This is a genomic window from Pelagibius marinus (assembly GCF_014925385.1).
GTDB classification, from domain to species: Bacteria; Pseudomonadota; Alphaproteobacteria; order Kiloniellales; family Kiloniellaceae; genus Pelagibius; species Pelagibius marinus.
Map to the genome: position 1 here is coordinate 16803 of NZ_JACSDK010000013.1, position 21803 is coordinate 38605.

At 65.3% G+C, this 21803-nt stretch carries 18 protein-coding genes; 12 read left to right on the forward strand and 6 right to left on the reverse strand.

Features of this window, described 5'->3' with window-relative positions:
• Nucleotides 1-29 precede the first annotated feature (29 nt).
• The 7 genes from H7X47_RS14850 (at nucleotide 30) to H7X47_RS14880 (ending at nucleotide 7650) form a co-directional block, all read left to right on the forward strand.
• Nucleotides 30-1088, forward strand: a complete 1059-nt coding sequence (locus tag H7X47_RS14850) for an aromatic ring-hydroxylating dioxygenase subunit alpha (RefSeq protein ID WP_193369500.1) — start codon at nucleotides 30-32, stop codon at nucleotides 1086-1088.
• Between the two features lie 184 nt (nucleotides 1089-1272).
• The gene (locus tag H7X47_RS14855; RefSeq protein ID WP_193369501.1) at nucleotides 1273-2481 is read left to right on the forward strand and encodes an ABC transporter substrate-binding protein; all 1209 of its coding nucleotides are present in this window, start codon (nucleotides 1273-1275) and stop codon (nucleotides 2479-2481) included.
• 99 nt (nucleotides 2482-2580) lie between these two features.
• Nucleotides 2581-4476 carry an ABC transporter permease gene (locus H7X47_RS14860; protein WP_193369502.1) on the forward strand — a complete coding sequence of 632 codons (1896 nt, stop codon included), beginning with the start codon at nucleotides 2581-2583 and terminating at the stop codon, nucleotides 4474-4476.
• Nucleotides 4473-5276 (forward strand): ABC transporter ATP-binding protein, encoded by an 804-nt coding sequence (locus H7X47_RS14865; protein WP_193369503.1) that lies wholly within the window; start codon nucleotides 4473-4475, stop codon nucleotides 5274-5276. The genes H7X47_RS14860 and H7X47_RS14865 overlap by 4 nt, the downstream gene beginning before the upstream one ends.
• Before the next feature lie 5 nt (nucleotides 5277-5281).
• The gene (locus tag H7X47_RS14870) at nucleotides 5282-5983 is read left to right on the forward strand and encodes an ABC transporter ATP-binding protein (RefSeq protein ID WP_193369504.1); all 702 of its coding nucleotides are present in this window, start codon (nucleotides 5282-5284) and stop codon (nucleotides 5981-5983) included.
• 12 nt (nucleotides 5984-5995) lie between these two features.
• Complete coding sequence (locus tag H7X47_RS14875; RefSeq protein ID WP_193369505.1) at nucleotides 5996-7174, forward strand: amidohydrolase family protein; 1179 nt, start codon at nucleotides 5996-5998, stop codon at nucleotides 7172-7174.
• Nucleotides 7171-7650 carry a MarR family winged helix-turn-helix transcriptional regulator gene (locus tag H7X47_RS14880; RefSeq protein ID WP_193369506.1) on the forward strand — a complete coding sequence of 160 codons (480 nt, stop codon included), beginning with the start codon at nucleotides 7171-7173 and terminating at the stop codon, nucleotides 7648-7650. Before H7X47_RS14875 ends, H7X47_RS14880 begins: the two co-directional genes overlap by 4 nt.
• Before the next feature lie 367 nt (nucleotides 7651-8017).
• On the opposite strand, the gene H7X47_RS14885 is transcribed toward H7X47_RS14880, so the two are convergent.
• Nucleotides 8018-8665 (reverse strand): LuxR C-terminal-related transcriptional regulator, encoded by a 648-nt coding sequence (locus H7X47_RS14885; RefSeq protein ID WP_193369507.1) that lies wholly within the window; start codon nucleotides 8663-8665, stop codon nucleotides 8018-8020.
• A gap of 295 nt (nucleotides 8666-8960) precedes the next feature.
• Here H7X47_RS14885 and H7X47_RS14890 point away from each other — a divergent pair, with 295 nt between their 5' ends.
• Nucleotides 8961-9365: a response regulator gene (locus tag H7X47_RS14890; RefSeq protein WP_193369508.1), complete on the forward strand. Its 405-nt coding sequence runs from the start codon at nucleotides 8961-8963 to the stop codon at nucleotides 9363-9365.
• A 71-nt stretch (nucleotides 9366-9436) separates the two neighbouring features.
• On the opposite strand, the gene H7X47_RS14895 is transcribed toward H7X47_RS14890, so the two are convergent.
• Both H7X47_RS14895 and H7X47_RS14900 read right to left on the reverse strand, forming a co-directional pair.
• The gene (locus tag H7X47_RS14895) at nucleotides 9437-12016 is read right to left on the reverse strand and encodes a PAS domain-containing hybrid sensor histidine kinase/response regulator (RefSeq protein ID WP_193369509.1); all 2580 of its coding nucleotides are present in this window, start codon (nucleotides 12014-12016) and stop codon (nucleotides 9437-9439) included.
• A 187-nt stretch (nucleotides 12017-12203) separates the two neighbouring features.
• Entirely contained in the window at nucleotides 12204-13217 is a 1014-nt protein-coding gene (locus tag H7X47_RS14900) for a TAXI family TRAP transporter solute-binding subunit (protein ID WP_193369510.1), read from the reverse strand.
• Nucleotides 13218-13863: 646 nt separating this feature from the next.
• Here H7X47_RS14900 and H7X47_RS14905 point away from each other — a divergent pair.
• The 3 genes from H7X47_RS14905 to H7X47_RS14915 all read left to right on the forward strand — a co-directional run bounded on the left by H7X47_RS14905 (nucleotide 13864) and on the right by H7X47_RS14915 (nucleotide 17094).
• Complete coding sequence (locus tag H7X47_RS14905) at nucleotides 13864-15057, forward strand: PAS domain-containing sensor histidine kinase (RefSeq protein ID WP_193369511.1); 1194 nt, start codon at nucleotides 13864-13866, stop codon at nucleotides 15055-15057.
• 177 nt (nucleotides 15058-15234) lie between these two features.
• Nucleotides 15235-15831, forward strand: a complete 597-nt coding sequence (locus H7X47_RS14910) for a carbonic anhydrase (protein ID WP_322096492.1) — start codon at nucleotides 15235-15237, stop codon at nucleotides 15829-15831.
• 18 nt (nucleotides 15832-15849) lie between these two features.
• Nucleotides 15850-17094, forward strand: a complete 1245-nt coding sequence (locus H7X47_RS14915; RefSeq protein ID WP_227010515.1) for an APC family permease — start codon at nucleotides 15850-15852, stop codon at nucleotides 17092-17094.
• Here H7X47_RS14915 and H7X47_RS14920 read toward each other — a convergent pair.
• Nucleotides 17091-18212, reverse strand: a complete 1122-nt coding sequence (locus tag H7X47_RS14920) for a cyclic nucleotide-binding domain-containing protein (RefSeq protein WP_193369512.1) — start codon at nucleotides 18210-18212, stop codon at nucleotides 17091-17093. The genes H7X47_RS14915 and H7X47_RS14920 overlap by 4 nt on opposite strands.
• Before the next feature lie 343 nt (nucleotides 18213-18555).
• Between H7X47_RS14920 and H7X47_RS14925 the strand changes: the two genes are divergently transcribed.
• Nucleotides 18556-19143, forward strand: coding sequence for an EF-hand domain-containing protein (locus H7X47_RS14925; RefSeq protein ID WP_193369513.1), 588 nt, complete (start codon nucleotides 18556-18558; stop codon nucleotides 19141-19143).
• 115 nt (nucleotides 19144-19258) lie between these two features.
• On the opposite strand, the gene H7X47_RS14930 is transcribed toward H7X47_RS14925, so the two are convergent.
• Entirely contained in the window at nucleotides 19259-20683 is a 1425-nt protein-coding gene (locus H7X47_RS14930; RefSeq protein ID WP_227010516.1) for a multicopper oxidase family protein, read from the reverse strand.
• Nucleotides 20684-20754: 71 nt separating this feature from the next.
• Nucleotides 20755-21801 carry an ABC transporter substrate-binding protein gene (locus H7X47_RS14935; RefSeq protein ID WP_193369514.1) on the reverse strand — a complete coding sequence of 349 codons (1047 nt, stop codon included), beginning with the start codon at nucleotides 21799-21801 and terminating at the stop codon, nucleotides 20755-20757.
• Nucleotides 21802-21803 lie beyond the last annotated feature (2 nt).

The following is a 21803-nucleotide window of genomic DNA, read 5'->3' on the forward strand; positions in this document are numbered from 1 at the left end:
TCCCGGCCACGAAGGAAAGGAGAGAGAGCATGACGTTCGTCCGCAATGCCTGGTACGTCGCCGGCTGGTCGAAGAATTTCGGCCGGGAGCTCACGCCTCTCACCATCATGGACGAGGACATCGTCATCTACCGCACCGAGGCGGGCGCGGCCGTGGCGTTGACCGACGAGTGTCCGCACAAGCGCCTGCCGCTTTCCAAGGGACGGCTGAAGGGCGACGCGGTGGAGTGCGGCTACCACGGCATGACCTTCGGCTGCGACGGCAAATGCGTGCGCATTCCCGGCCAGAGCAACCTGCCGTCCTCGGCCTGGGTGCGCGCCTATCCGCTGCATGAGCGCCACGGCATCGTCTGGATCTGGATGGGCGAGGCGGAGAAAGCCGACCCGGAGCTGGTCTTCGACATGCCGGAGTTCACCGACCCGAACTGGGCGCCGCACCACGGCGACGCCCTGGAGCTGGAATGCAACTACCTGCCGGTGGCCGACAACCTCTGCGACCCGGCGCACGTCAGCTTCGTTCACCCGACAACGCTGGGCAACCCGGCCTGCGAGGACGTGCCCATCGACTGCGCGCGCCAGGGCCAAACGGTGATCACCTGGCGCTGGATCCGCGACGCGCCGCCGGTCGGCTTCTTCAAGGCCTTCGGAAATTTCGCCGGCAACGTCGATCGCTGGCACTACTACTATCTGCACGCGCCCAACGTGGCGGTCATCGACTTCGGCAGCGCCGCCACCGAGGAGGCCATCGGCGAGGAGGAGCGCGACAAGGGCGTGCGGCTCTTCGCGCTGCATTTCCTGACGCCGGTCTCCGAGACGCGCACGGTCGACCACTGGATGCACCTGCGCAACATCGCCTTGGATGACGAAGGGATGGGCGAGCGCATGAACGAGCAGTTCCGCATCGCCTTCGCCGAGGACAAGGCGATCCTGGAGACGATCCAGGCACGCGAGGCCAAGGCCCCGGCGCGCCGGCCTGTGCGCATCGCCATCGACCGCGGGCCCAACCACCTGCGCCGCATCATCGCCGAGATGGCTGCGCAGGAGACCACCCCGGCGGAAGATGCGGCCGCGATGCAAGCGGTGTCGTGACGTTATGACGCAACGATTGCACAAATCGTCACCCCCGGGCTTGATCCGAGGGTCCATGGCGCGACACCCAGTGCGGTTGGACCATGGATGCTCGGCTCAAGCCCGAACATGATATTGAGAGAAGCCGGGAAAGCATGAGAAGAACCGGCGACAGATCAGCGAATAGACCAACAGGAGGCAAAACATGGGGATCAGAAAGGTTTTGGGGGCGGCAGTACTCGCCGCTTCCGTCATTGCGCCGGGCGTTGCCGGCGCCCAGGAGACCATCCGCATCGGCGACATCAACAGCTACAAGAACCTGCCGGCATTCACTATTCCCTATAAGCAGGGAGCCGAGCTGGCGATTGAGCAGATCAACGCCAAGGGCGGCGTACTAGGCAAGCCGCTGGAGATCGTCTCCCGCGACGATCAGGGCAAGCCCGGCGAGGCGGTGCGCTACGCCGAGGAGCTCTTCACCAAGGAAAACGTCGTGCTGATCTCCGGCTCGCTGTTCTCCCACGTCGGTCTGGCGCTGGGCTCCTACGCCGGCCAGAAGAAGCGCCTCTACCTCGCGGCGGAGCCGCTGGCCGACTCCCTGGTCTGGGCCCAGGGCAACCGCTACACCTTCCGCCTGCGCCCCAGCACCTACATGCAGGCTGCCATGCTGGCTGAGGCTGCGGCCAAGACGGGTGCCAAGCGCTGGGCGACCATTGCCCCGAACTATGCCTACGGCAAGGACGCCGTGGCCGCCTTCAAGGAAGTGCTGAAGGCCAAGGTGCCGGACGTCGAGTTCGTCGGCGAGCAGTGGCCGGCGCTCTTCAAGATCGATGCCGCCGCCGAGGCGCAGGCGCTGGAGTCCGTGAAGCCGGACGGCATCTACAACGTCACCTTCGGCAGCGACCTCGCGAAGTTCGTGCGTGAAGGCACGCTGCGCGAGCTGTTCAAGGAGCGCACGGTGCTGGGGCTTCTGACCGGCGAGCCGGAATACATCGATCCGCTGGGCCCCGAAGCGCCGGAAGGCTGGATCGTCACCGGCTATCCCTGGTACGCCATCGATACCCCGGCGCACAACGCCTTCGTCGAGGCCTACCAGGCCAAGTTCGACGACTACCCGCGCGTCGGCTCCCTGGTCGGCTACAACGCCATGCTGTCCATCGCGGCGGCCCTCGAAAAGGCGGGCGGCACCGACACCGAGGCGCTGGTCGAGGCCTTCGAGGGCCTGGAACTTGATACGCCGGCCGGCGCCATCACCTATCGCGCGCTGGACCACCAGTCCACCATGGGGGCCTGGGTCGGCACCACCACGGTGAAGGACGGCAAGGGCGTCATGGTCGACTGGACCTACGAGAAGGGCGGTGACTACCTGCCGTCCGACGAAGTGGTGAAGACGCTGCGTCCGGCCAACGGCGGCTGAGGCCACCCCGCCGCCTTGGGGCGGGCGCCAGGACGGCGCCTGCCCCATCGGCCGCCCGCGTCTTTTGATGGATTTACCGCAGATGACAGAGACCGCCTGATGGGTGTCTACCTGGCGCAGTTCCTTTCCGGGCTGGCGAGCGCCTCGGCGCTGTTCCTCGCCGCCTCGGGCCTGTCGATCATCTTCGGAGTCACCCGCGTGGTGAACTTCGCCCACGGCTCCTTCTATATGCTGGGCGCCTATTTCGGTTATTCCCTGGTGCGCAACCTGGGTGGCGGGGCGCTGGGCTTCTGGGTTGCCCTGCTGATTGCCTCGATCGCGGTCGGGCTGGTCGGGCTTTTGGTCGAGGTGATCATTCTCCGGCGGCTCTACAAGGCACCGGAGCTGTTCCAGCTCATCGCGACCTTCGGCGTCATCCTTGTCATCCAAGACGTCGTCTTCTGGTACTGGGGGGCGGAGAACCTTCTGGGTCCGCGCGCGCCGGGCCTCAGCGGCATCGTGCGCATCTTCGACGTGCCCATGCCGGTCTACGACCTGGCGCTGATCGCCATCGGACCGCTTGTCCTGCTGGGCCTCTGGCTGCTGTTCAACCGGACCCGCTGGGGCGTGCTGGTGCGCGCCGCCACCGAGGACCGCGAGATGGTCGGCGCCCTGGGCGTCAACCAGTCGCTGCTCTTTACCGGCGTCTTCGTGCTGGGCTCGGCGCTGGCCGGTCTGGGCGGCGCCATCCAGCTGCCCAAGGGCGATGCCAACCTGCTGATGGACTTCGGCATCCTGGCGGAAGTCTTCGTGGTCACCGTGGTCGGCGGCATGGGCTCCATCTTCGGCGCCTTCCTGGCCGCCGTGCTGATTTCCGAGCTCAATACCTTCGGCATCCTGGTCTGGCCGAACGGCACCCTGGTGCTGATGTTCATCCTCATGGCGGTGATCCTCATCGTGCGTCCCACCGGCCTGCTGGGCCGGCCCGAGACCATCGGCCAGAAGACCGAGACCGGACCCGTCGAGGTGGTGCTGCCCGCGGGCCCGCACTACAAGATCTTCGTCGCGGTGGTCATCGCCCTGCTGGCGCTGCTGCCGCTGCTGGTCGACGACTTCATCCTGGTGCTGGTCACCGACATCCTGGTGCTGGCGCTCTTCGCCACTTCCCTGCATTTCCTCATGTCGACCGGCGGGCTGGTCTCCTTCGGTCACGCCGCCTTCTACGGCGGCGGCGCCTACGCGGCGGCCCTGCTGGTCACCTACGCCGCCACGCCTTTTGAGCTGGCTTTGCTCCTGGCGCCCTTCGGTGCGGGGCTGCTGGCCCTCGTGATCGGCTGGTTCTGCGTGCGCCTCTCGGGCGTCTACTTCGCCATGCTGACGCTCGCCTTTGCCCAGGTCGCCTGGTCGGTGGTCTTCCAGTGGTCTGATGTCACCAACGGCGACGACGGCCTGCTCGGCATCTGGCCGGCGGCCTGGGCCTCGGGCACCGCAACCTACTACTACGTCGCCTTCGTGGTCGCGGCTGCGGGAATCTTCCTGATCCGCCGGGTGGTCTTCGCGCCCTTCGGCTACGGCCTGCGCGCGACCCGCGATTCCTCGCTGCGCGCGGCGGCCATCGGCATCGACATCAAGCGCCAGCAGCTCGCCGCCTTCGTCTTCGCCGGCGTCATGGCAGGCCTGGCCGGCGGCCTCTTTGCCTTTTCCAAGGGCTCCGTGTTTCCGGACGAAATGTCGATCCCGCGTTCCTTCGACGCCCTGCTCATGGTGCTGCTGGGCGGCATCGAGTCGCTCTCCGGCCCGGTGGTCGGCGCCGCCGCCTTCACCTGGCTGCACGACGAGCTGATCACCTTCGAATACTGGCGCCTGCTGCTGGGCGTGGTCATCGTCGCCCTGGTGCTGCTCTTCCCGCAGGGCCTCGGCGGCGCGGCGCGGCACCACGTCGGGCGCTACCTGAAGCTGGAAGCCTCGCCCGGCGACCTGCGCTCGGCCACACCGAAAAGGGAGCAGCGCGCATGAGCTTCGCCGAAGCGAGAACCGCCGGGTCGCCGGCGCTGTCGGTCAGCGGCCTGAGCAAGGCCTTCGGCGGCGTGCAAGCGGTGAAGGACGTGGACTTCCAGGTCGCCGAGGGCGAGCTGCTGGCCCTCATCGGCCCCAACGGGGCGGGTAAGAGCACCTGCTTCAACATGCTGAACGGCCAGATCCGGCCCGACCGGGGCAGCGTGAAGCTGTCCGGGGAGGAGCTGGTCGGCCGCTCGCCGGCGCAGATCTGGCGGCGCGGCGTCGGGCGCACCTTCCAGATCACCGCCACCTTCCCCTCCATGACCGTGGCCGAGAACGTCGCCATGGTGCTCATGAGCCAGGCCCGCGAGCTTTTCTCCTTCACCAGGAGCGCGGTAAACCGTCACCGCGCCAAGGCGCTGCAGCTGCTCGACATGGTGGGCATGGCGGGGCAGGCGGACCGGCCCTGCGGCGTGCTGGCCTACGGCGACCTGAAGCGGGTCGAACTGGCGGTGGCCCTGGGCAACGAGCCGCGGGTGCTGCTGATGGACGAGCCCACGGCGGGCATGGCGCCGCGCGAGCGCGTCGAGCTCATGGGTCTCGCCGCGCGCCTGGCGCACGAGCTGGACGTCGCCGTGCTATTCACCGAGCACGACATGGACATCGTCTTCAGCCATGCCGACCGCATCATCGTGCTGAGCCGCGGCGAGCTGATCGCCGAGGGCGACGCCGAACAGATCCGGAGCGACCCCCTGGTGCTGAAGACCTACCTCGGCGAAGGCCAGGTCTACGGCCAAGACAAGAAGCCCAAGGACTGAGGGCCATGCTCGAGATCAGGGGCATTCACAGCTACTACGGCCAGGCGCACATCCTGACCGACGTTTCGCTCACCCTCTCCAAGGGGGAGATCGTGGTGCTGCTGGGGCGCAACGGCGCCGGCAAGTCGACCACCATCAAGTCGATCATGGGCATGGTGCGCGTGACGGAAGGCTCCATCGCCTACGACGGTGAGGAGGTCCTGGGCGAGCCGGCGAACCGCATCGCCCGGCGCGGCCTCGGCTACGTGCCGGAGGAGCGGCGTATCTTCACCCGCCTGAGCGTGCAGGAGAATCTGGACTGCGGCCGGCAGCCGGCCCGGGAGGGCACGCGAAACTGGACGGCGGATGACATGTTCGACCTCTTTCCCAACCTGGCCGAGGCGCGCCACCGCCCCGGCGGCACGCTCAGCGGCGGCGAGCAGCAGATGCTGACCATCGCCCGCACCCTGATGGGCAACCCGGGCTGCATCCTGCTCGACGAGCCCTCGGAGGGCCTCGCCCCGGTGGTGGTGGAGCAGATCATCAAGGTGGTGAAGGAGATCAAGGCACAGGGCATTCCGGTGCTGCTGTCGGAGCAGAACCTCTACTTCGCCGGCCTGGTCAGCGACCGCGCCTACGTCATCGAGACCGGGCACATCCGCTACGAAGGCTCCATGCGAGAGCTGGAAGAGAACGACGAGGTCCGCCAGCAGTATCTGGCGGTGTAAGGGAGACCTGCCATGAGCGAGAAGCTTGTCATCAAGAATATTGGCCTCATGCTGTCCGGCGACCTGGAGCAGCCGATCCTGGACGCCGACACCATCGTCGCCGTGGATGGGCGCATCGCCGAGGTCGGCAAGGCCGTCGAGGTCGACACGGCCGGCGCCGACAAGACCGTCGACGCCAAGGGCACGACCGTGGCGCCGGGGCTGATCGACAGCCACGTGCACCCGGTCTTCGGCGACTGGACGCCGCGCCAGAGCCAGATCAACTGGATCGACTCCTTCCTGAACGGCGGCGTCACGACCATGATCTCTGCCGGCGAGGTCCACCTGCCGGGCCGGCCCAAGGACATCGTCGGCCTGAAGGCCCTGGCGATCACCGCCCAGCGCGCTTTCTCCAACATGCGCTTCGGCGGGGTGAAGGTGCACGCCGGCGCGCCGGTCATCGAGAAGGGCATGGAGGAGGAGGACTTCAAGCAGCTTGCCGAGGCCGGCGTGAAGCTGCTGGGCGAGGTCGGCCTGGGCGGCGTGAAGCAGGGCGAGGAGGCCAAGAAGATGGTCGCCTGGGCGCGGAAGTACGGCATCCAGAGCACCATCCACACCGGCGGCCCCTCGATCCCAGGTTCCGGCCTCATCGACGCCGACGTGGTGCTGGAAGCAGATGCCGATGTCATCGGCCACATCAACGGCGGCCACACCGCCCTGCCGCTGACCCAGATCCGCTGCCTCTGCGAGAGCTGCAGCCGCGCGGTGGAGATTGTCCACAACGGCAACGAGCTGGCGGCGCTCTACGCCATGCGCACGGCCATGGAGCTGGGCCAGCCGGAGCGCATCATCCTCGGCACCGACTCGCCGGCGGGCTCCGGCGTGCAGCCGCTGGGCATCCTGCGCGTCATCTCGCTGCTGTCCGCCATCGGCGAGGTGCCGGCGGAGACCGTGTTCTGCTTCGCCACCGGCAACACCGCGCGGATGCGCGAGCTGGACTGCGGCCTCATCGAGGTCGGCCGGGCGGCGGACTTCGTCATCATGGACAAGGCCCAGCACACCGCCGGCAAGACCCTGCTGGACTCGGTGCGCCTGGGCGACCTGCCGGGCATCTCCATGGTCATCATCGACGGGGTGGTGCGATGCGGGCGCTCGCGCAACACGCCGCCGGCCGAAACCCTGGCCGAAGTCGTTGGGGCGGAGGTCGCGTGAGCTCCGCGCCCACATCCAAGCCGCCGCCCGAGGCGGTGACCACCGAGCCGCCCGGCGGCTACCGGCTGGAGCGGCAGATCGGTTTCCTGCTGCGCCGCGCCCATCAGTACGCCAGCGAGGTCTTCCAGTCGAAGATCGGCGCGCGCAACCTGACGCCGCAGCAGTTCTCCGTGCTCGTCACCCTGCTGGAACGGCGCGAGATCGCCCAGACCAAGCTGGGCGACCTGGTGGCCATGGACCCGGCCACGGTGCTGGGCGTGGTGCAGCGTCTCGCCCAGCGCGGCCTGGTCGCCGTGCGCACCGACCCCGCCGACGGCCGCCGCCGCCTGGTGCAGCTGACCCACGACGGCCACGAACTGGCCCGCGATCTGGTCGAAATAGGTCCGGCTATTTCCCGCGAGACCTTGGCGGGCCTCACCGACAATGAGCAGCGCGACCTGCTGCGCCTGCTGGATCGCCTGGGGCGGAAAGGATAGCGCAGGCAGAGCGGATCCCCGCCGCTGTCTGCAGAGACGAGCCCGTTTCCAGGCTCTCCTGCAACACGTCACGTGGGTGAGATGTGCGTCCCCGGGCTGCCGGGAGCGGACAATCGGGCGCGCTCCGATCACACGGCACTGCAGACTTGCGCTGGGCCGGGGGACGTTTCGGGCTGCCATCGGCTTTCGCCAAAGGGCCGCGAGCCTCGGGCCGAGCCGGAGGCGCCGCACCAGCGGCACCTTGCCTCCTCCCCTTTGCTGATCGAGATTTGCGGACGGCTTCTCTGAAAGCGAACTCGGGTGAAGGGCGGTCAGCCGAGAAGCGTCTCCCGGCAGTCCACAGCGGTGCCTGCCCGGTCCGGCGAGTTCAAATCAACCCTGCGCGCGTCGCAATCGAAGCCGCTTCTGCCCGGTTGCGCGCGTTTATTTTCCGAAGGATCTGGCGGATGTGCATCTTTACCGTCACTTCGGCGATCCCGAGACCGCGCCCGATCTCCTTATTGGTCGCACCCGAGGCCAGTTGGGCAAGAATTTGCAGCTGGCGAGGTGTCAACTCATCGGGAATCGCGCCGGCATCGATATCGTCAATGGCAGGGTTGGCGCTTACCTTCCCGTTCATCTGAAGGGTCTCGGCGGGCAAGTAGCTTCCACCAGCCAAAATCACGGCGATTGCCCCGGCGAACAGCTTGGAGGGCAGGGTCTTCGGCAAGAAGCCCTTTGCCCCGGCATCAATGGCGCACTTGATATCCTCGTAAGCCGCGGCGCCTGACACCAGAGCAACGGCAGTCTCCGGAAACGCCTCTACAACTGTCTCGATCGTCTGACCGCCCTGCATGCCGGGCATCCGCAGATCAAGCAGGATCAATTCAATCGGCTCGCCTTCAGTCCCAGCCAGAGCCAGCAGTTCGTCGAGCCTGCCGACCTCGATGACCTCCAAGTCGTGCAGCTGCCGCTGCAGACGTAGTCCGGCTGCCTCACGATATAACGGATGGTCATCAGCGATGATGGCGCGCATGGGCCAAACCTCAGCCGATCTCCGAATTTGCCAAAAACCGTGCCCTCCCCTCCGGCCGTCACTCTAGGGGTGACAGCAGCCTTTCAGAGCGTGTCAGCCCGTCTCGGACCGCCAGCGAGGGCTCTTTCAACTGTTCAGTCATGATAGGGATTTCTTATCCCTGGGTATATGAAAACTATCCGAAGGGATAGAGGACCTATCCGAAGGTATGCAGGCGGTTGCAGGTACCCTAGACGATGGCATGCTGTGCTGATGACCAGTTTGAAAATTAACGATTCTTCGCTAGTTTGGCGACATGGATGGAAGTCTCTCACCAGATCGGCACCCGGCCAGAATCGTTGTAATCGATGATGATTGCGACATCCTCGCTTACCTGGTCGCCTTGCTGGCTCGCCATGGTTTTCGCTGCGTCGCATTCTTGCGGCCGGATGAAGCCCTCGAGTACATCCGCGCCCATCCCGTATCGGTAGTGTTAAGCGATATCTTTATGCCGGAAGTTGATGGCATTCAGCTCATCTCTGAAATCAAGGACTGCAGCCCGGAAGCTGTAGTTATCGGTCTGAGTGGTTACAACCAGACCTACTTGAGGTGCATGCAGGCTCTTGGTGCGTTCGCCTGCATTGCAAAGCCCATTGATCCTGCGGTCTTGATAGAAACCATCGAACAATGCCTCGAGTGTGGCGCAACTGAAGGTCGCTAGAGCTGCTGCGCCGGAGAGCGCAGCGATGCATGCTGCGGCTTATATCCGCCCGCGGGGCGGGGGCGTGCCACTCATGGGGATTTTCCTTGTTTGTCGATGATCTCGCGAATCTGCGCCACGATTTTGTTTGGACTGACCGGCTTGTGAAGCAAGGCATCGGCTCCTTGCCGGCGTGCAATGCTCTCGGTGATCTCCGCGTCGAACCCGGTGTAGAGGATTGCCCGCAGTTCCGGCCGAAGTTCTTTGAGCTTCGAAATCAGCGCGAGCCCGGTCATTCCCGGCATTACCTGGTCGGATACCACAAAATCCCACGACTCGGGCGTTTCTCTGACCGTGCGAAACGCTTCATGCGGACTGGTAAAACACATCACTTCATAGCCGCAGCGCCGCAATCCGGTCGTCAGCACTTGGGCCAGATCCGGATCGTCATCGACAACAAGAACGCGTTCGTTGCCGAACAAGCTTCTCTCCGCAACAGCTTCTTGCGTCCGCGCCTCGGGTAAAGCCTTCTCAAGAGGCAGGTAGATTTCGAAGGTGGTGCCCTCTCCGAGCTCACTTTCGACGCAGATAGCGCCTCCGTACGAGCCGACGATGCCGTGGACCACCGCAAGGCCAAGGCCGGTGCCGCGCCCGAGTGTCTTTGTCGTATAGAATGGTTCAAAGATTCTTGCCCGCGTTTGGTCATCCATACCGCCCCCCGTGTCGGAGACAGAGAGCAAGGCGTAGTCGCGACCCTGCTCAAGCTTGCCCGTTCCGCTTAGCTCTACGCGCCGGCCGGCCTTTCGGGTCACGCGGATCTGCGACAGCTTGATGGCGATCGTCCCGGGCGTGCTGCCCAGGGCGTCCCTGGCGTTGAGGCAGAGGTTGAGCAATATCTGATCAATCTGTCCCGCGTTGCAGAGAACAGGAAGTGGCCGGTCGCCAATCTCGACCACAAGGGAGGAGGAGGAGGGCAGAGAGGTATCCAGCAGATCGCGGCAACTCTCTACCACCGCGGCCAGATCGAGGACCCGTCGTTCAGTATCGCGGGCGCCGGCAAAGGCCAGCAACTGCTCGACAAGGTCCCTGCCTCTCTCGCTGACCCTGATAATGCGCTCGGCATACTTCTGCTGTTCAGAGCCCTCGGGCAGATCATCGACCAGGAACTGCGAAAAGCCCATGGCGGCTCCGAGCAGATTGTTGAAGTCGTGGGCGATGCCGCCGGCCAAACGACCGACTGCCTCCATCTTTCCAGTTTGCTGCAGGCGCCGCTCGAGTGCCTCACGCTCCTGCTGTTCGGCTTTTTCTCGGGAAATATCCTGCATGGCGACGACCAGATTCCCGGCTGCCTCGTCGACAGACCTGATGCTGGCGACCGAAATCAACCCCCAGTACGATCCAGCGGAAAAGCGATCCGCCAAGACCTCCTCCCGGCCGACACCGCCGGTTTGAATCGAGTCGATCAGCCTCTGCCAGACGTCCTTCGGCAGGATGTCCGTCATCGTCAGATCAGCATAGGCGCGCTCCCCGGCCTCCCGGTCGAAACCGATGATCTGCAGGAACACTTCGTTGCAGTAAATCAGGCGGCCCGTAGGATCGGCTATGGCGATACCGGCCGGCCCCTGTTCAACGGCGGCGGACAGCTCGCGGACCCGTGCTTCGGCCAGGCTGCGGGCGGTGACATCGGTCGCGGTACCCCGATAACCCACGAACTTGCCGTCCTCGTCACACAGGGGGTCTCCGTTGATCGAGCAATAGTAGAGCCGTCCATCTTGATCATGAAGCTTGTAGACGAAGTTCCGAAAAGGTTCATGCCTTTCCAGCATGGCTTTATGGCGCTGCCACTTCTCGGGGGCTGACTTCAGGTCGGCCGAGAAATCCCAGCGAAGGCCGCCAATCCGCGTTCCACGATCATGCGTCGCTGTCTTGGCGGTGTCCGAAATATATGTGAATCTGTGGTCCGGACCCGTCTCCCAGAAGTGATCCGATCCGATCATGGCAAATTGCTGAAAGCGCGCTTCGCTTTCGACAAGGGCCAATTCCGCCTTGTGCCGACGGTAGGTGTAGATGATGAGAAGCAGGCCAAGCACTGCCAAGGCCAGGAGGACTGAAAGCAGGCCGTTTCGAAGCCTTTCGATTCGATCAGCCTGCCGGCGCAGCATGGCGTTCGAATGCTGCCCCGCGTCCTGCAGCAGACGATTGGCATCCTTGAAGGCACCGGCTGCGCGGCTCTCGACCAGGCTCAAGACTTGATCTGACCCTGGAGTGAAGCCATAGAGCCCCTCTGTAAGCCACAACCTGATATCAAACAGCGCAGGATTGACCACAGCGTAGACGGCCGAGGCGCCGATCATGTTGTCGAAGTTGTACGTGCTGCGGATTTCCGACAGCTTCGCTTGGGCAGCATCGACGGATTGGAGAACCGCCTCATTCCGTTCGCTCCCGGGGTCTGCACGGGCAAGCTGAACCGCCTGGGCCAGGTCTCCCAGGTCATGCAGAAGGAGCACGATGTCCCGCTCCTGCTGAGACAATGTCAAAGGAATGTCAGAGCGAATCTGCTCAATGGAGGAATGCACGAAATAGGCAACCGGGACGGTGAGGAGAATCGCCATGGCGACCACCCAGACTGCGAGGTTGGGAAACTTAAAGCCCGGCAAAAACCCAATCTTCATGTGATCTCTCAAAAGATCCAAACGCTGCCATCGGACCGGAGTCCGCCTTGCGCGCTTGACCGCTACTCGGACAACGAAGCGTCGCCCAGCTTGGGGGCTTCACCTGCGACCTTCAGGTTTGCGAACTCGCAGCGGCCTTGGGCCGGCAGCTGCGGGTTGCTCTTGTCCCTGGGTCACATGAGTCGGTCTATTTTATCATCCCCACTTCGCGATAGTAGCGCTCTGCGCCCCTGTGCAACGGAATGCTGATGCCCTGCAATGCGGTCTCCAAGGTTATGGCCTTGGCTTTCGGGTGCCCGGTTTCGAACAGCTTGCGGGAAGCGTCATTCCATAGCGCCTTGGTAATTTCATAGACAAGGTCGGCGGAAACGCCGGCGCCGACCAGCCACTGGGCGCCGACCGAGACGGTTTCGATTTCGTCGATTCCCGGGTAGGTGCTCTTGGGAATAACGTCTTTTGCAAGGAAGCTGTATTGCGCGATCAGGGCATCCCTTTCCGATCCCGATATCGGAATCAGGTCCACCCCGACATCGGACGCGAGCGCGACGACCGATGTTGTTGGGTAGCCGGCGACGATAAAGAAGGCATCGAGTTCGCCGGACCCGATCAAGGCAGCGGCCGGACTTGGCTTTAGGTATCGTGGCACTAAATCCGATTCGGATAGGCCGTAGGCCTCGAGGATGAGGCGGGCATCGACCAATGTTCCCGAACCCGGCTCGTCCAGGGACACCCGCTTGCCCTTCAAATCCTCGACCGAGGCGATTCCGGCACCCTTGCGGGCCACCAGGTGAATGCTCTCCAGATAGAGATTGGCAATGACACGAAGCGATGTCACCGGGTCCTGATCGCCGTAGATACCGGTCCCCGTGTAAGCCCAAAAGGCGATATCGGACTGCGCAAAACCGGATTCGAGGCTTCCTCTCGCGATGGCGTCGATGTTGGCGACTGAACCATTGGCCGACTGAGCAACGGCGACCAGCCCCGGAACGCCGCAACTGCCACCCTGATCACAGGGACGCGCCTCCGGCGGGTTGCTGATCGACTGCGCGATCAGCCCGCCGATCGGGTAGTAGGTGCCGCCGATCCCACCGGTTCCGATCCGAAAAAGCTGGAACTCCTGCGCCTTTACCTGTGCGCCAAGGGGAAATCCTGCGGAGACCAGCGCGACCAGGGAAGCGAGAATGGCTTTTCGCAAGAACATCGCGCTCTCCTTTTTCTGTCGATAGCGGAAACCTAACCTGCAATATCTCGATCATCTCCAAACTCGGCCCCAATGGCGGCCGAACGGATTTCATTCCGGAACTATACCCGTATTCTTGCCCGATAAGATGAGTCTCCGGTGGTGGAGTTGAACTTGCCACCGCGTTTCGGTCGATTCTCAACTCTTACCGGTACCTTTCACCCGCCGCTATCTGTGTCTTTCCTCGATTCAAAGCATCGTTGGTGATGGTCGCCGCAAGCGACCCTTCAACCACAGGGTGCTGTCGAACGAACCGAGGGGTATCGCGAAGTCAGCATGCTGAAACGGATCGTACCTTTCGGGCGGCGCGCCTTACCGGGCGAAAACGCTGCTCGGCCGCTTCTGAAGGCACACATATGGCTGCCGCCGAAGGCGCTTTCGCGGCCCAATTGGCGGCTGTCGGCTTAACTGTTCCTTCACCGCTTATCTGCATCTACTACGTGTGAAATATTCCGAAATTGGCGGCGACCGGCTGTCGACGGAAGCAGAAAAGAGGGTAGCGGCTCGCCGCATGGAGTTTTCCACTTCGCCTGGAGAATCAGGCGCGACTGTTCAGGCAGACGTCGATGGTCGTCGCCCAGCCTGCGACGAAGCCGAGGACCGCAGGTTGAATGACTTGCGCGCCGAATGTCGTGCCCTGCGCAAGCAACTCGACGCGGCCGGCGACGGCGCGATTTTCGCCGAAGCGCTGGAGGCGGTCTCCGAAGCGATCGTGATCTACGACGCGGAGGGGCGGCTCGTCACCTGCAACCACAACTTCCGGGAACTCTACGGTTACAGCGAAGAGGAAGCGCGGCCGGGGGTCCATTTTGCCGAGCTGGGGAAGATCGACGTCGCGCGCGGCCACGTGGTCGTTGGCGACGAGTATGGCGATGGCGATGCCTACCTGGAACGCAAGGCCGAATACCGCCGCAGCCTGGAAGGGTCCTTTATCGTCCAGCTCAAAGACGGCCGCTGGCTGAAGACCACCGACCGGCGCATGAGCGGTGGCGGCTTCGTCAGCGTCCAGGTCGATATCACCGAGATCAAGCACAAGGAAGAGGTGTTCCGCAACGCCATGGAGCAGGCCGAAGCCGCGGCGCGGAGCAAGTCGGAGTTCCTGGCCAACATCAGCCACGATCTGAGAACGCCGCTGAACGCGATCCTCGGTTTTTCGGAGATGGTGCTCGGTGAAGTCAGCGGTCCCTTCGAGAACGAGACTTACCGGGGCTACCTGGAGAACATCCACAAAGGCGGCCGGCTGCTGCTGTCCATCGTCGACGACATCCTCGATACCGCGAAGCTCGACAGCGGCAAGTACAACTTGAAGCCCGAGCGTTTCGATCCGATCGAGCTGACGGAAGAAGTACTGGCGACCTTCACCCCGATCTCCCGGGACAAGGACCTGCAGATCAGCGTCACGGCGCCACCCGAGGGCATGCCGACCATCGTCTCCGACCGGCGCGCGCTGATTCAGATCATGAACAATCTTGTCTCGAATGCCTGCAAGCACACCGACGACGGAGGCTCTATCGATCTGCGGTGGGGCCTGTCGGAGGGCAAGTACGTGCAATTTTCAGTGACAGACAACGGCGTCGGCATGCCGGCGGAACTCGTGGCCAAGATCGGCGAGCCTTTCCTGTCCGACGGAAGCGCCACGGCGCTGCGCGGCGAAAGGGGAACCGGACTCGGCTTCTACATCTGTACGAAGCTTGTCGACCTGCTGGGTGGCGTCCTCTCGGTGGACAGCACGCCCGGCGAGGGCACCAGCGTCTCAGTGCAGTGGCCGCTGGAGAGCCTGGCCCCCGAGCCTATGACTTAACCCCACACGGTCTTCAGCCGGCCCGAGCTTCCCGACGGGCCTCCTGCGCCCGCTGGATCACCCGGGACGCAAAGGCTAATGTGCTCCCGAAAGCTTGATTTCCGTTCGAGTCGGCCGAATTCCCAAGGGAACCGGCGGGCTTTGCCGGATATGCCAACTGGGGGCGAGGGGAATTCGTTGAAGGAACTGCTACAGCGCAACGCCGAGTGGGCGGCCCGGCACATTGCCGAGAATCCAAACTATTTCAAGCGTTTGTCGGAAATCCAGAGGCCGCACTACTTCTGGATCGGCTGTTCCGACAGCCGCGTGCCCGCCAACGTCATCGCCGGCCTGGAGCCGGGCGAGGTCTTCGTCCACCGCAACGTCGCCAACCTGGTGAACCCGGGCGACCTGAACTGCCTCTCGGTGCTGCAGTTCGCCGTCGAGGCACTGAAGGTTCAGGAGATCATTGTCACCGGCCACTACGGCTGCGGCGGCATCGCCGCCGCCGTGGACGGGGAGCGCCACGGCATCATCGACCACTGGCTGCAGCCGATCCGCGACATCGCCGCCCACCAGGCCGGGGAACTGGAGAACCTCGCCGACGAGCGCGCCCGCCTCGACCGGCTGTGCGAGCTGAACGTCATGGCGCAGGTGCAGCGGGTGGCGGAAACCCCCATTGTCCAGGACGCCTGGAAGCGCGGCCAGCCCCTGCTGGTGCACGGCCTGGTCTACGGGCTCAGCGACGGCCGCCTGCGCAACCTCGGCTGCACCCTGCCCAGACCGGCCGAATAGCCGGGGGCCGCGCAGCGCATGGGCGGTGAACCATCGCTGAAACCCGGCCCATCCCTTAAGCGTGGCCTCAATCTGCCGTTGCTGGTGCTCTATGGCCTGGGCACCACCATCGGCGCCGGGATCTACGCCCTGGTCGGCAAGGTGGTCGGCAATGCCGGGCTGCACGCGCCCTTCGCCTTCCTGCTGTCGGCGGCCCTGGTCGCCTTTTCCGCCTTCTCCTTCGCCGAGCTGTCCTCGCGCCTGCCGCGCAGCGCCGGCGAAGCGGTCTACGTTCATGAAAGCTTCGGCCTGCGCTGGCTGGCGCTTGCGGTCGGCCTGCTGGTGATCCTGGCCGGCATCGTGTCCTGCGCCACCCTGGCGCGCGGTTTCGTCGGCTATTTCCAGGAACTGGCCGCGCTGCCGGCCTGGCTCGGCATCCTGCTCATCGTCGCCGCCCTCGCGGCGGTGGCGGCCTGGGGCATCACCGAATCGGCGCTGCTGGCCGCGGCGGTCACGCTGCTGGAGGCAGGCGGGCTGATCTTCGTCGTCTGGAGCGGACACGACGCCCTGGCGACCCTGCCCCAGCGCTGGACGGAGATCGTTCCCTCCCTGGAAGGCGGCGTCTGGCTCGGCCTGCTCTCCGCCGGCGTCGTGGCCTTCTATGCCTTCATCGGCTTCGAGGACATGGTCAACGTGGCCGAGGAGGTGAAGGACGCCGAGCGCAGCATGCCGGCGGCGATTCTGCTGACCCTCGCCCTGACCTCGGTGCTCTACTTCCTCGTCGGTCTGGTGGCGGTGCTGGCGGTGCCGGTCGACGATCTGGCGGTCAGCGACGCGCCGCTCGCCCTCTTCATCCAGCGCACCACCGGCGGCTCCGGCGCCTGGATCAGCCTCATCGCCATCGTCGCCGTGCTGAACGGCGCCCTCATCCAGATCATCATGGCCGCGCGGGTGCTCTACGGCCTCAGCGCCCAGGGCTGGCTGCCGCCCTTCTTCGCCCAGGTGCATGCCCGCCGGCGCACGCCCGTCAAGGCGACGCTGGCGGTCGCGGCGGCCGTGGCCGGCTTCGCCCTGCTGCTGCCCCTGGAGACCCTGGCGCGGGGCACTTCCCTGGTGACGCTGGTGATCTTCGCCACGGTGAACCTGGCGCTATGGCGTCTCAAGGCGCGCGCGCCCGCGCCGGCCGGGGCGGTGACCTTTCCCCGCTGGATCAGCCTCTGCGGCTGCCTGGTCTGTGCCGCGGTCTTCGCGTTGGAGGTCGCACGCCTGATTGCCGGCCTCTAGCTGGTGAAGAATTCCATCTCGCCGATGTTCTTGGCGCAGGCGACCAGGCGCTTGCCGTATTTCTTGCGGTCGAGGCTGCCCAGTTCGTCCTGGAACTCGCGGCTGATGCGGATCGCGCCCAGGTTCTCCGGGGCCTCCAGGACATCCTCGGCGTGGAGCTGCTCCAGCCTGGCCGCCTTGTTCACCTCCCGGCCGATGAGGGTGAACTGGTGCCGGGTGGTGGAGCCGAAGTCGCCGCTCAGCACCAGGCCGACGTGCAGCCCCACGCGCAGCGACAGCGGCGCGGCGCCGATCTTGATGGCGGCGACTGCCTTGACGGCCTCCTCGGCGGCGCGCAGGGCCTGCACGCAGTCGCTTCGCGCGTTGCCATCGCTGCCCGACAGCACCCAGAAGGCCATGAGGCCGTCGCCGATGAACTTGTCGATGTGTCCGCCACGTCCCAGGATCGGCAGCGACTGGGCGTTGAAGAAGCGCTGGACGATGTCGGCGATGCGGTCCGGAGCCGTGTTCAGGGTGTGCCGGCTGAAGTCGACGATGTCGGAGAACCAGATGATGGCGCGGTCGACGGCGTAGGACATCTGATGGTCGCTGCCCGCACGCAGGCGCCGGCTCAGGGCGTACTCGTTGGTGTAGGCATGGAGGATGCGGGTGTCGTCGGCCAGCTGCCGGCTGAGCGAGGAGGTCTTGTGGCTGGCATTGCGCAGCTTCAGCGAGATGATCTTGGCGATGTTCTTCCAGAGGACGCCGGCTTCGGGGTGGTTCTCGATCTTTTCCCTGTCGATGACCAGAACTTCGACGCAGCTTTCGTTGGCGACGACGTCGTAGCTGCGCTGGTAGCCGTTGCCGACCAGGTGCTGCTCGCCGATCACCTCGTTGCGCCGCCGCACGAAGAGGGTGCGGTCCCGCTCCTTGATGGCGACTGAACCGGTCACGATGATCCAGAGGCAGCGGGCCGGATCGCCGTGCCGGCAGATGTATTCGCCCTCCGCGTAGCGGTAAGGCCGCGGCTCCAGGCGGGAGGGATCGGCGACGTCGTCCACCAGGCCGCTGCTGACCAGGGCCTCTGAATAATCCGGCGCCAGGCCGCACACCTCCAGGAGCTGCGTTTCCTTTGCCATGTCTTGATCCGATGACGGGTTGCTGGCCGATACGCTCGTGGGACCGGCTCTTCACGGAGATGCTACCGCGAATCCGCTGCGTGCAGCCAGATCGTGCAATCGCAACTTTGCCGAGCCTGGCCGCCTTGCCGCTCCGGGCCGACTGGCGCCGCTAGGCCTGCCGCTTCGGACCGGGCGGCATCGCGAAGGCTGCGCGGGGCTTGGGGGCCCAATGCCCTGGCGGGCCTGAGAAAAGATCCTTTCGGCGGGGATGCTCCGCGGCCTGGCCGCGTAGTTCAGGAAGAAGCTCAAGACAGAGTGGTCCTCCCCAGACCAGGCAAGACAGACGGAAAGGTATCCCCCAATGAAAAAGACAACGAAACTCGCGGTGGCTTTTGTGGCTCTGGCCGGCATCGGCGCGACGGCGGTGGTCTCGGCCCAGGCCGACAGCCGCTGGCAGGGCCGCGACGGCGCTGCGCCCCAGATGACGCAGCAGGCCTATGGCGGCCACCACATGCGCGGCCATCACTCGGGTGGCGGGTGGCACGGCCGCCACGGCGGCGGGCGTCACGGGTTCCGCATGATGGAGGCCTTCGACGCCAACGACGACGGCAAGCTGAGCCAGGAGGAGATCGACTCCTCCCGCGCCGAGCGCTTCGGCAAGTTCGACGGCGACGGCGACCAGAGCCTGACCCTGCAGGAGTACGAGCAGTTGTGGCTCGACGCCATGCGCGAGCGCATGGTCGACCGCTTCCAGGATCTTGACGCCGACGGCGACGCCAAGGTGACCGCCGAGGAGTTCAAGGCGCCCTTCGCCAAGATGGTGCGCCGCATGGACCGCAACGAGGACGGCGTCATCGACCGCAACGACTTCCGCCGCCACAGGGGTATGGGCCCCGGCGAGGGCCCCGGCCAGATGCGTGGCCCGCAGACGGACGGTGACAACGGCTAAGCGCGACAGCGCTTTTCCTGACGAGGCGCGGGGGAAATCCCCCACTCATTGACCCCGTGCTTCACTGCACCGCGGACTTAGATGGCCCTGGTCCGCGGTGCAGGCTTTTCCGGATCTAGCCTTCGACCCTGAACCAGGTCGTCATGCCGGCGGCCTGGTGCTCCAGCATGTGGCAGTGGATCATCCACTTGCCGGGATTGTCGGCGACGAAGGCGATCTTGGCGCTCTCCAACCGCTCGAGGAGGACGGTGTCCTTCCAGGCCTCGCTGCCGGTCGGCTTGCCGTTGCGCTCCACGACCTTGAAGTGATGACCGTGGAAGTGCATGGCGTGCGGCCAGGCGGTGTCGTTGCGCATATCAATCGTGACGCTGCGCCCGCGCGGCGCGCTGAACAGCGGTGTGTCGGTCATGCCGGCGGTGCCGTTCAGCGCCCAGACCTGACCCTTGCCGACCAGATCGCGGATCGCCAGGGTCTCGCCCTGGTAGGTCGCCTGGGCCATGTTGCCCATGGCCCCGCCTTCCAGCAGCAGCTCGACCGCCTGCGCGCCGGCGAGGTCGAGATTTGTCGACAGCGGGTTGGCGGGGAGCGCGGGCGGTGGCACCGGCGAAGGCTTTGTGTGAACGAGCTGGTCACTGGGATGATAGACGAGGTGCCCGGCGACGAGTCGCTGATCGGCGCTGACCTCGGTGATGGTCGCGGTGCTGCCGGGGTCCAGGATCATATCGATGATCAGATCGACGCGCTCGCCCGGTGAGAGGGCGATGTAGCCGTCGGTGAGCTCGCGCGGCGGCACCGGCTGGCCGTCCTCGGCGACGACCCAGATGCCTGGATGTTCGATGCGCAGCTCCAGGATACGGGCGTTGCAGGTGTTGCAGAGGCGCAGGCGGATGCGCTCACCGCTGGTCACCGGGATGTCGAGCTGATCCTGGCCGTTGAGCGTCAGGGTGTTGCCGAGACGCCCGGCATGGCTCCAGTCCATCATGTGGGCGAAGGAGGCCTCGTCGAGCTGGCCGTCCTCGCCCAGGCGCCAGTCGTCGGCGACGATGGCGATGTCCTGCTTGGCGCCGCCCCAGCCGTCCTTTTCCTCGACGATCAGCAGGCCGTAGAGGCCGCGCGCCACCTGCTCCCAGGAGCGGTTGTGCGGGTGATACCAGAAGGTGCCGGCGTCGGGGACGGTGAAGCGGTAGTCGAAGGTCTCGCCCGGGGCGATGGGGTCCTGGGTCAGGCCCGCGACGCCGTCCATGGCGTTGTCGATGCGGATGCCGTGCCAGTGGATGGTGGTCGGCTGGTCGAGGCCGTTCTTCAGCCGCACGAAGACCTCCTCGCCCTGGCGCGCCCGGATGATCGGGCCGGGGGAGACGCCGTCGTAGAGCCAGGTGCGGGTCTTGGGCTGGCCGGCCTCCAGCAGCAGCGCCTCGCCGGGCCCGGCGGTCAGGATCCTGGGTTCGGCGGCCAGCGCCGGCAGACGCGGCAGGCCGAGCCCGAGGGCGGAAAGCGCCAGGCCGCCCTGAAGCAGGCGGCGGCGGGACAGAAGGGGCAAATCTCTCTCCTGACGGCGAGTTATGGTTGCGCTGATTATCTAGGTCCCGGGAGCCCGCTGCCAAGGTTTTATCAGCGGCGCTCCTCGACGGCGCTGGCCCATTCCGAGAGGAAGGCTTTCCGCTTCAGGGCGTCCAGGTAGACCAGCAGGCCGGGGCCGAGGCGGATGGGGATCAGGGTGCCGTCGTCGCCTTCGGGTAGGGCCGGGCTCAGGAAAGCCTGGTGCTCGATGAGGCGCTGGCCCTCTTCGGAGACCAGGAAATCGATGAAGTCGCCGGCCGCCTGGGCGTTGTCGCTGGTCGCCGGGATCAGGGCCGTGCGCACCATCAGCAGGGTGTAGTCGCGCGGCAGCACGATGCCGATGGGCGCCCCGGCGTCGCGCCGGGCCTGGGCATAGGAGCCCAGCACGTTGTAGGCCAGGGCGATCTCGCCCTCGGCAACGCGGTCCAGCATCTCCGAAGAACAGCAGGACAGTTCCGCCGAGAGGTTGCCGAAGATCTCCATCAGCCGCCAGTAGGTGTCCGACTGCAGGCTGTCCTGGGTGGCGAAGAGGAAGCCAAGGCCGGAAACGTTGGGGTCGTAAGTGGCGATGCGCCCTTTGAAGAGCCCGGGCGTGCGGCGCAGCAGGTTCAGCAGTTCGAAGCGGGACCGCGGCACCGCGATCTCGGCGAAGGCCTGGCGGTTGTAGATCATGACCGCCGGCTCGCGGGTGAAGCCGAAGATGCGGTCGCGCCAGGTCGCCCAACGCGGCAGGCGCGAGGTGGCGGTGGAGACGTGGCGGCGCGCGCGCCCGTCGTTCACCAGCTTGATCTGCAGGTCCATGGCCGAGGAGATGGCGAGGTCGTAGGGGCTGTCGCCCACCTTCACGTCCTGCTCGACCGCCTCGTAGACGACCCGGCTGGTGGCCTGGTCGTAGACCACGGCCACGTCCTGGTAGCGGTTGCGGTAGGCGCGGATCAGGCCCTCCATCACCTCGGCCTCGGTGGTGCCGATGATGTGCAGGGTGCTGGCGGCCCCGACTTCCTCGACCGCCGGATAGCTGCGCCGGTCCTCGATCTCCACGGCCCCGGCGGGCGCAGCGACAAGAAGGAGCAGCAAAGTGGCGGCAAGACGGAACATGG

What these genes read in the sequence shown, in the direction of transcription:
- H7X47_RS14850 (WP_193369500.1), top strand. Translation starts at nt 30, where the DNA reads ATGACGTTCGTCCGCAATGCCTGGTACGTCGCCGGCTGGTCGAAGAAT.
- H7X47_RS14855 (WP_193369501.1), top strand. Translation starts at nt 1,273, where the DNA reads ATGGGGATCAGAAAGGTTTTGGGGGCGGCAGTACTCGCCGCTTCCGTC.
- H7X47_RS14860 (WP_193369502.1), top strand. Translation starts at nt 2,581, where the DNA reads ATGGGTGTCTACCTGGCGCAGTTCCTTTCCGGGCTGGCGAGCGCCTCG.
- H7X47_RS14865 (WP_193369503.1), top strand. Translation starts at nt 4,473, where the DNA reads ATGAGCTTCGCCGAAGCGAGAACCGCCGGGTCGCCGGCGCTGTCGGTC.
- H7X47_RS14870 (WP_193369504.1), top strand. Translation starts at nt 5,282, where the DNA reads ATGCTCGAGATCAGGGGCATTCACAGCTACTACGGCCAGGCGCACATC.
- H7X47_RS14875 (WP_193369505.1), top strand. Translation starts at nt 5,996, where the DNA reads ATGAGCGAGAAGCTTGTCATCAAGAATATTGGCCTCATGCTGTCCGGC.
- H7X47_RS14885 (WP_193369507.1), bottom strand. Translation starts at nt 8,665, where the DNA reads ATGCGCGCCATCATCGCTGATGACCATCCGTTATATCGTGAGGCAGCC.
- H7X47_RS14890 (WP_193369508.1), top strand. Translation starts at nt 8,961, where the DNA reads ATGGATGGAAGTCTCTCACCAGATCGGCACCCGGCCAGAATCGTTGTA.
- H7X47_RS14895 (WP_193369509.1), bottom strand. Translation starts at nt 12,016, where the DNA reads ATGAAGATTGGGTTTTTGCCGGGCTTTAAGTTTCCCAACCTCGCAGTC.
- H7X47_RS14900 (WP_193369510.1), bottom strand. Translation starts at nt 13,217, where the DNA reads ATGTTCTTGCGAAAAGCCATTCTCGCTTCCCTGGTCGCGCTGGTCTCC.
- H7X47_RS14915 (WP_227010515.1), top strand. Translation starts at nt 15,850, where the DNA reads ATGGGCGGTGAACCATCGCTGAAACCCGGCCCATCCCTTAAGCGTGGC.
- H7X47_RS14920 (WP_193369512.1), bottom strand. Translation starts at nt 18,212, where the DNA reads ATGGCAAAGGAAACGCAGCTCCTGGAGGTGTGCGGCCTGGCGCCGGAT.
- H7X47_RS14925 (WP_193369513.1), top strand. Translation starts at nt 18,556, where the DNA reads ATGAAAAAGACAACGAAACTCGCGGTGGCTTTTGTGGCTCTGGCCGGC.
- H7X47_RS14935 (WP_193369514.1), bottom strand. Translation starts at nt 21,801, where the DNA reads ATGTTCCGTCTTGCCGCCACTTTGCTGCTCCTTCTTGTCGCTGCGCCC.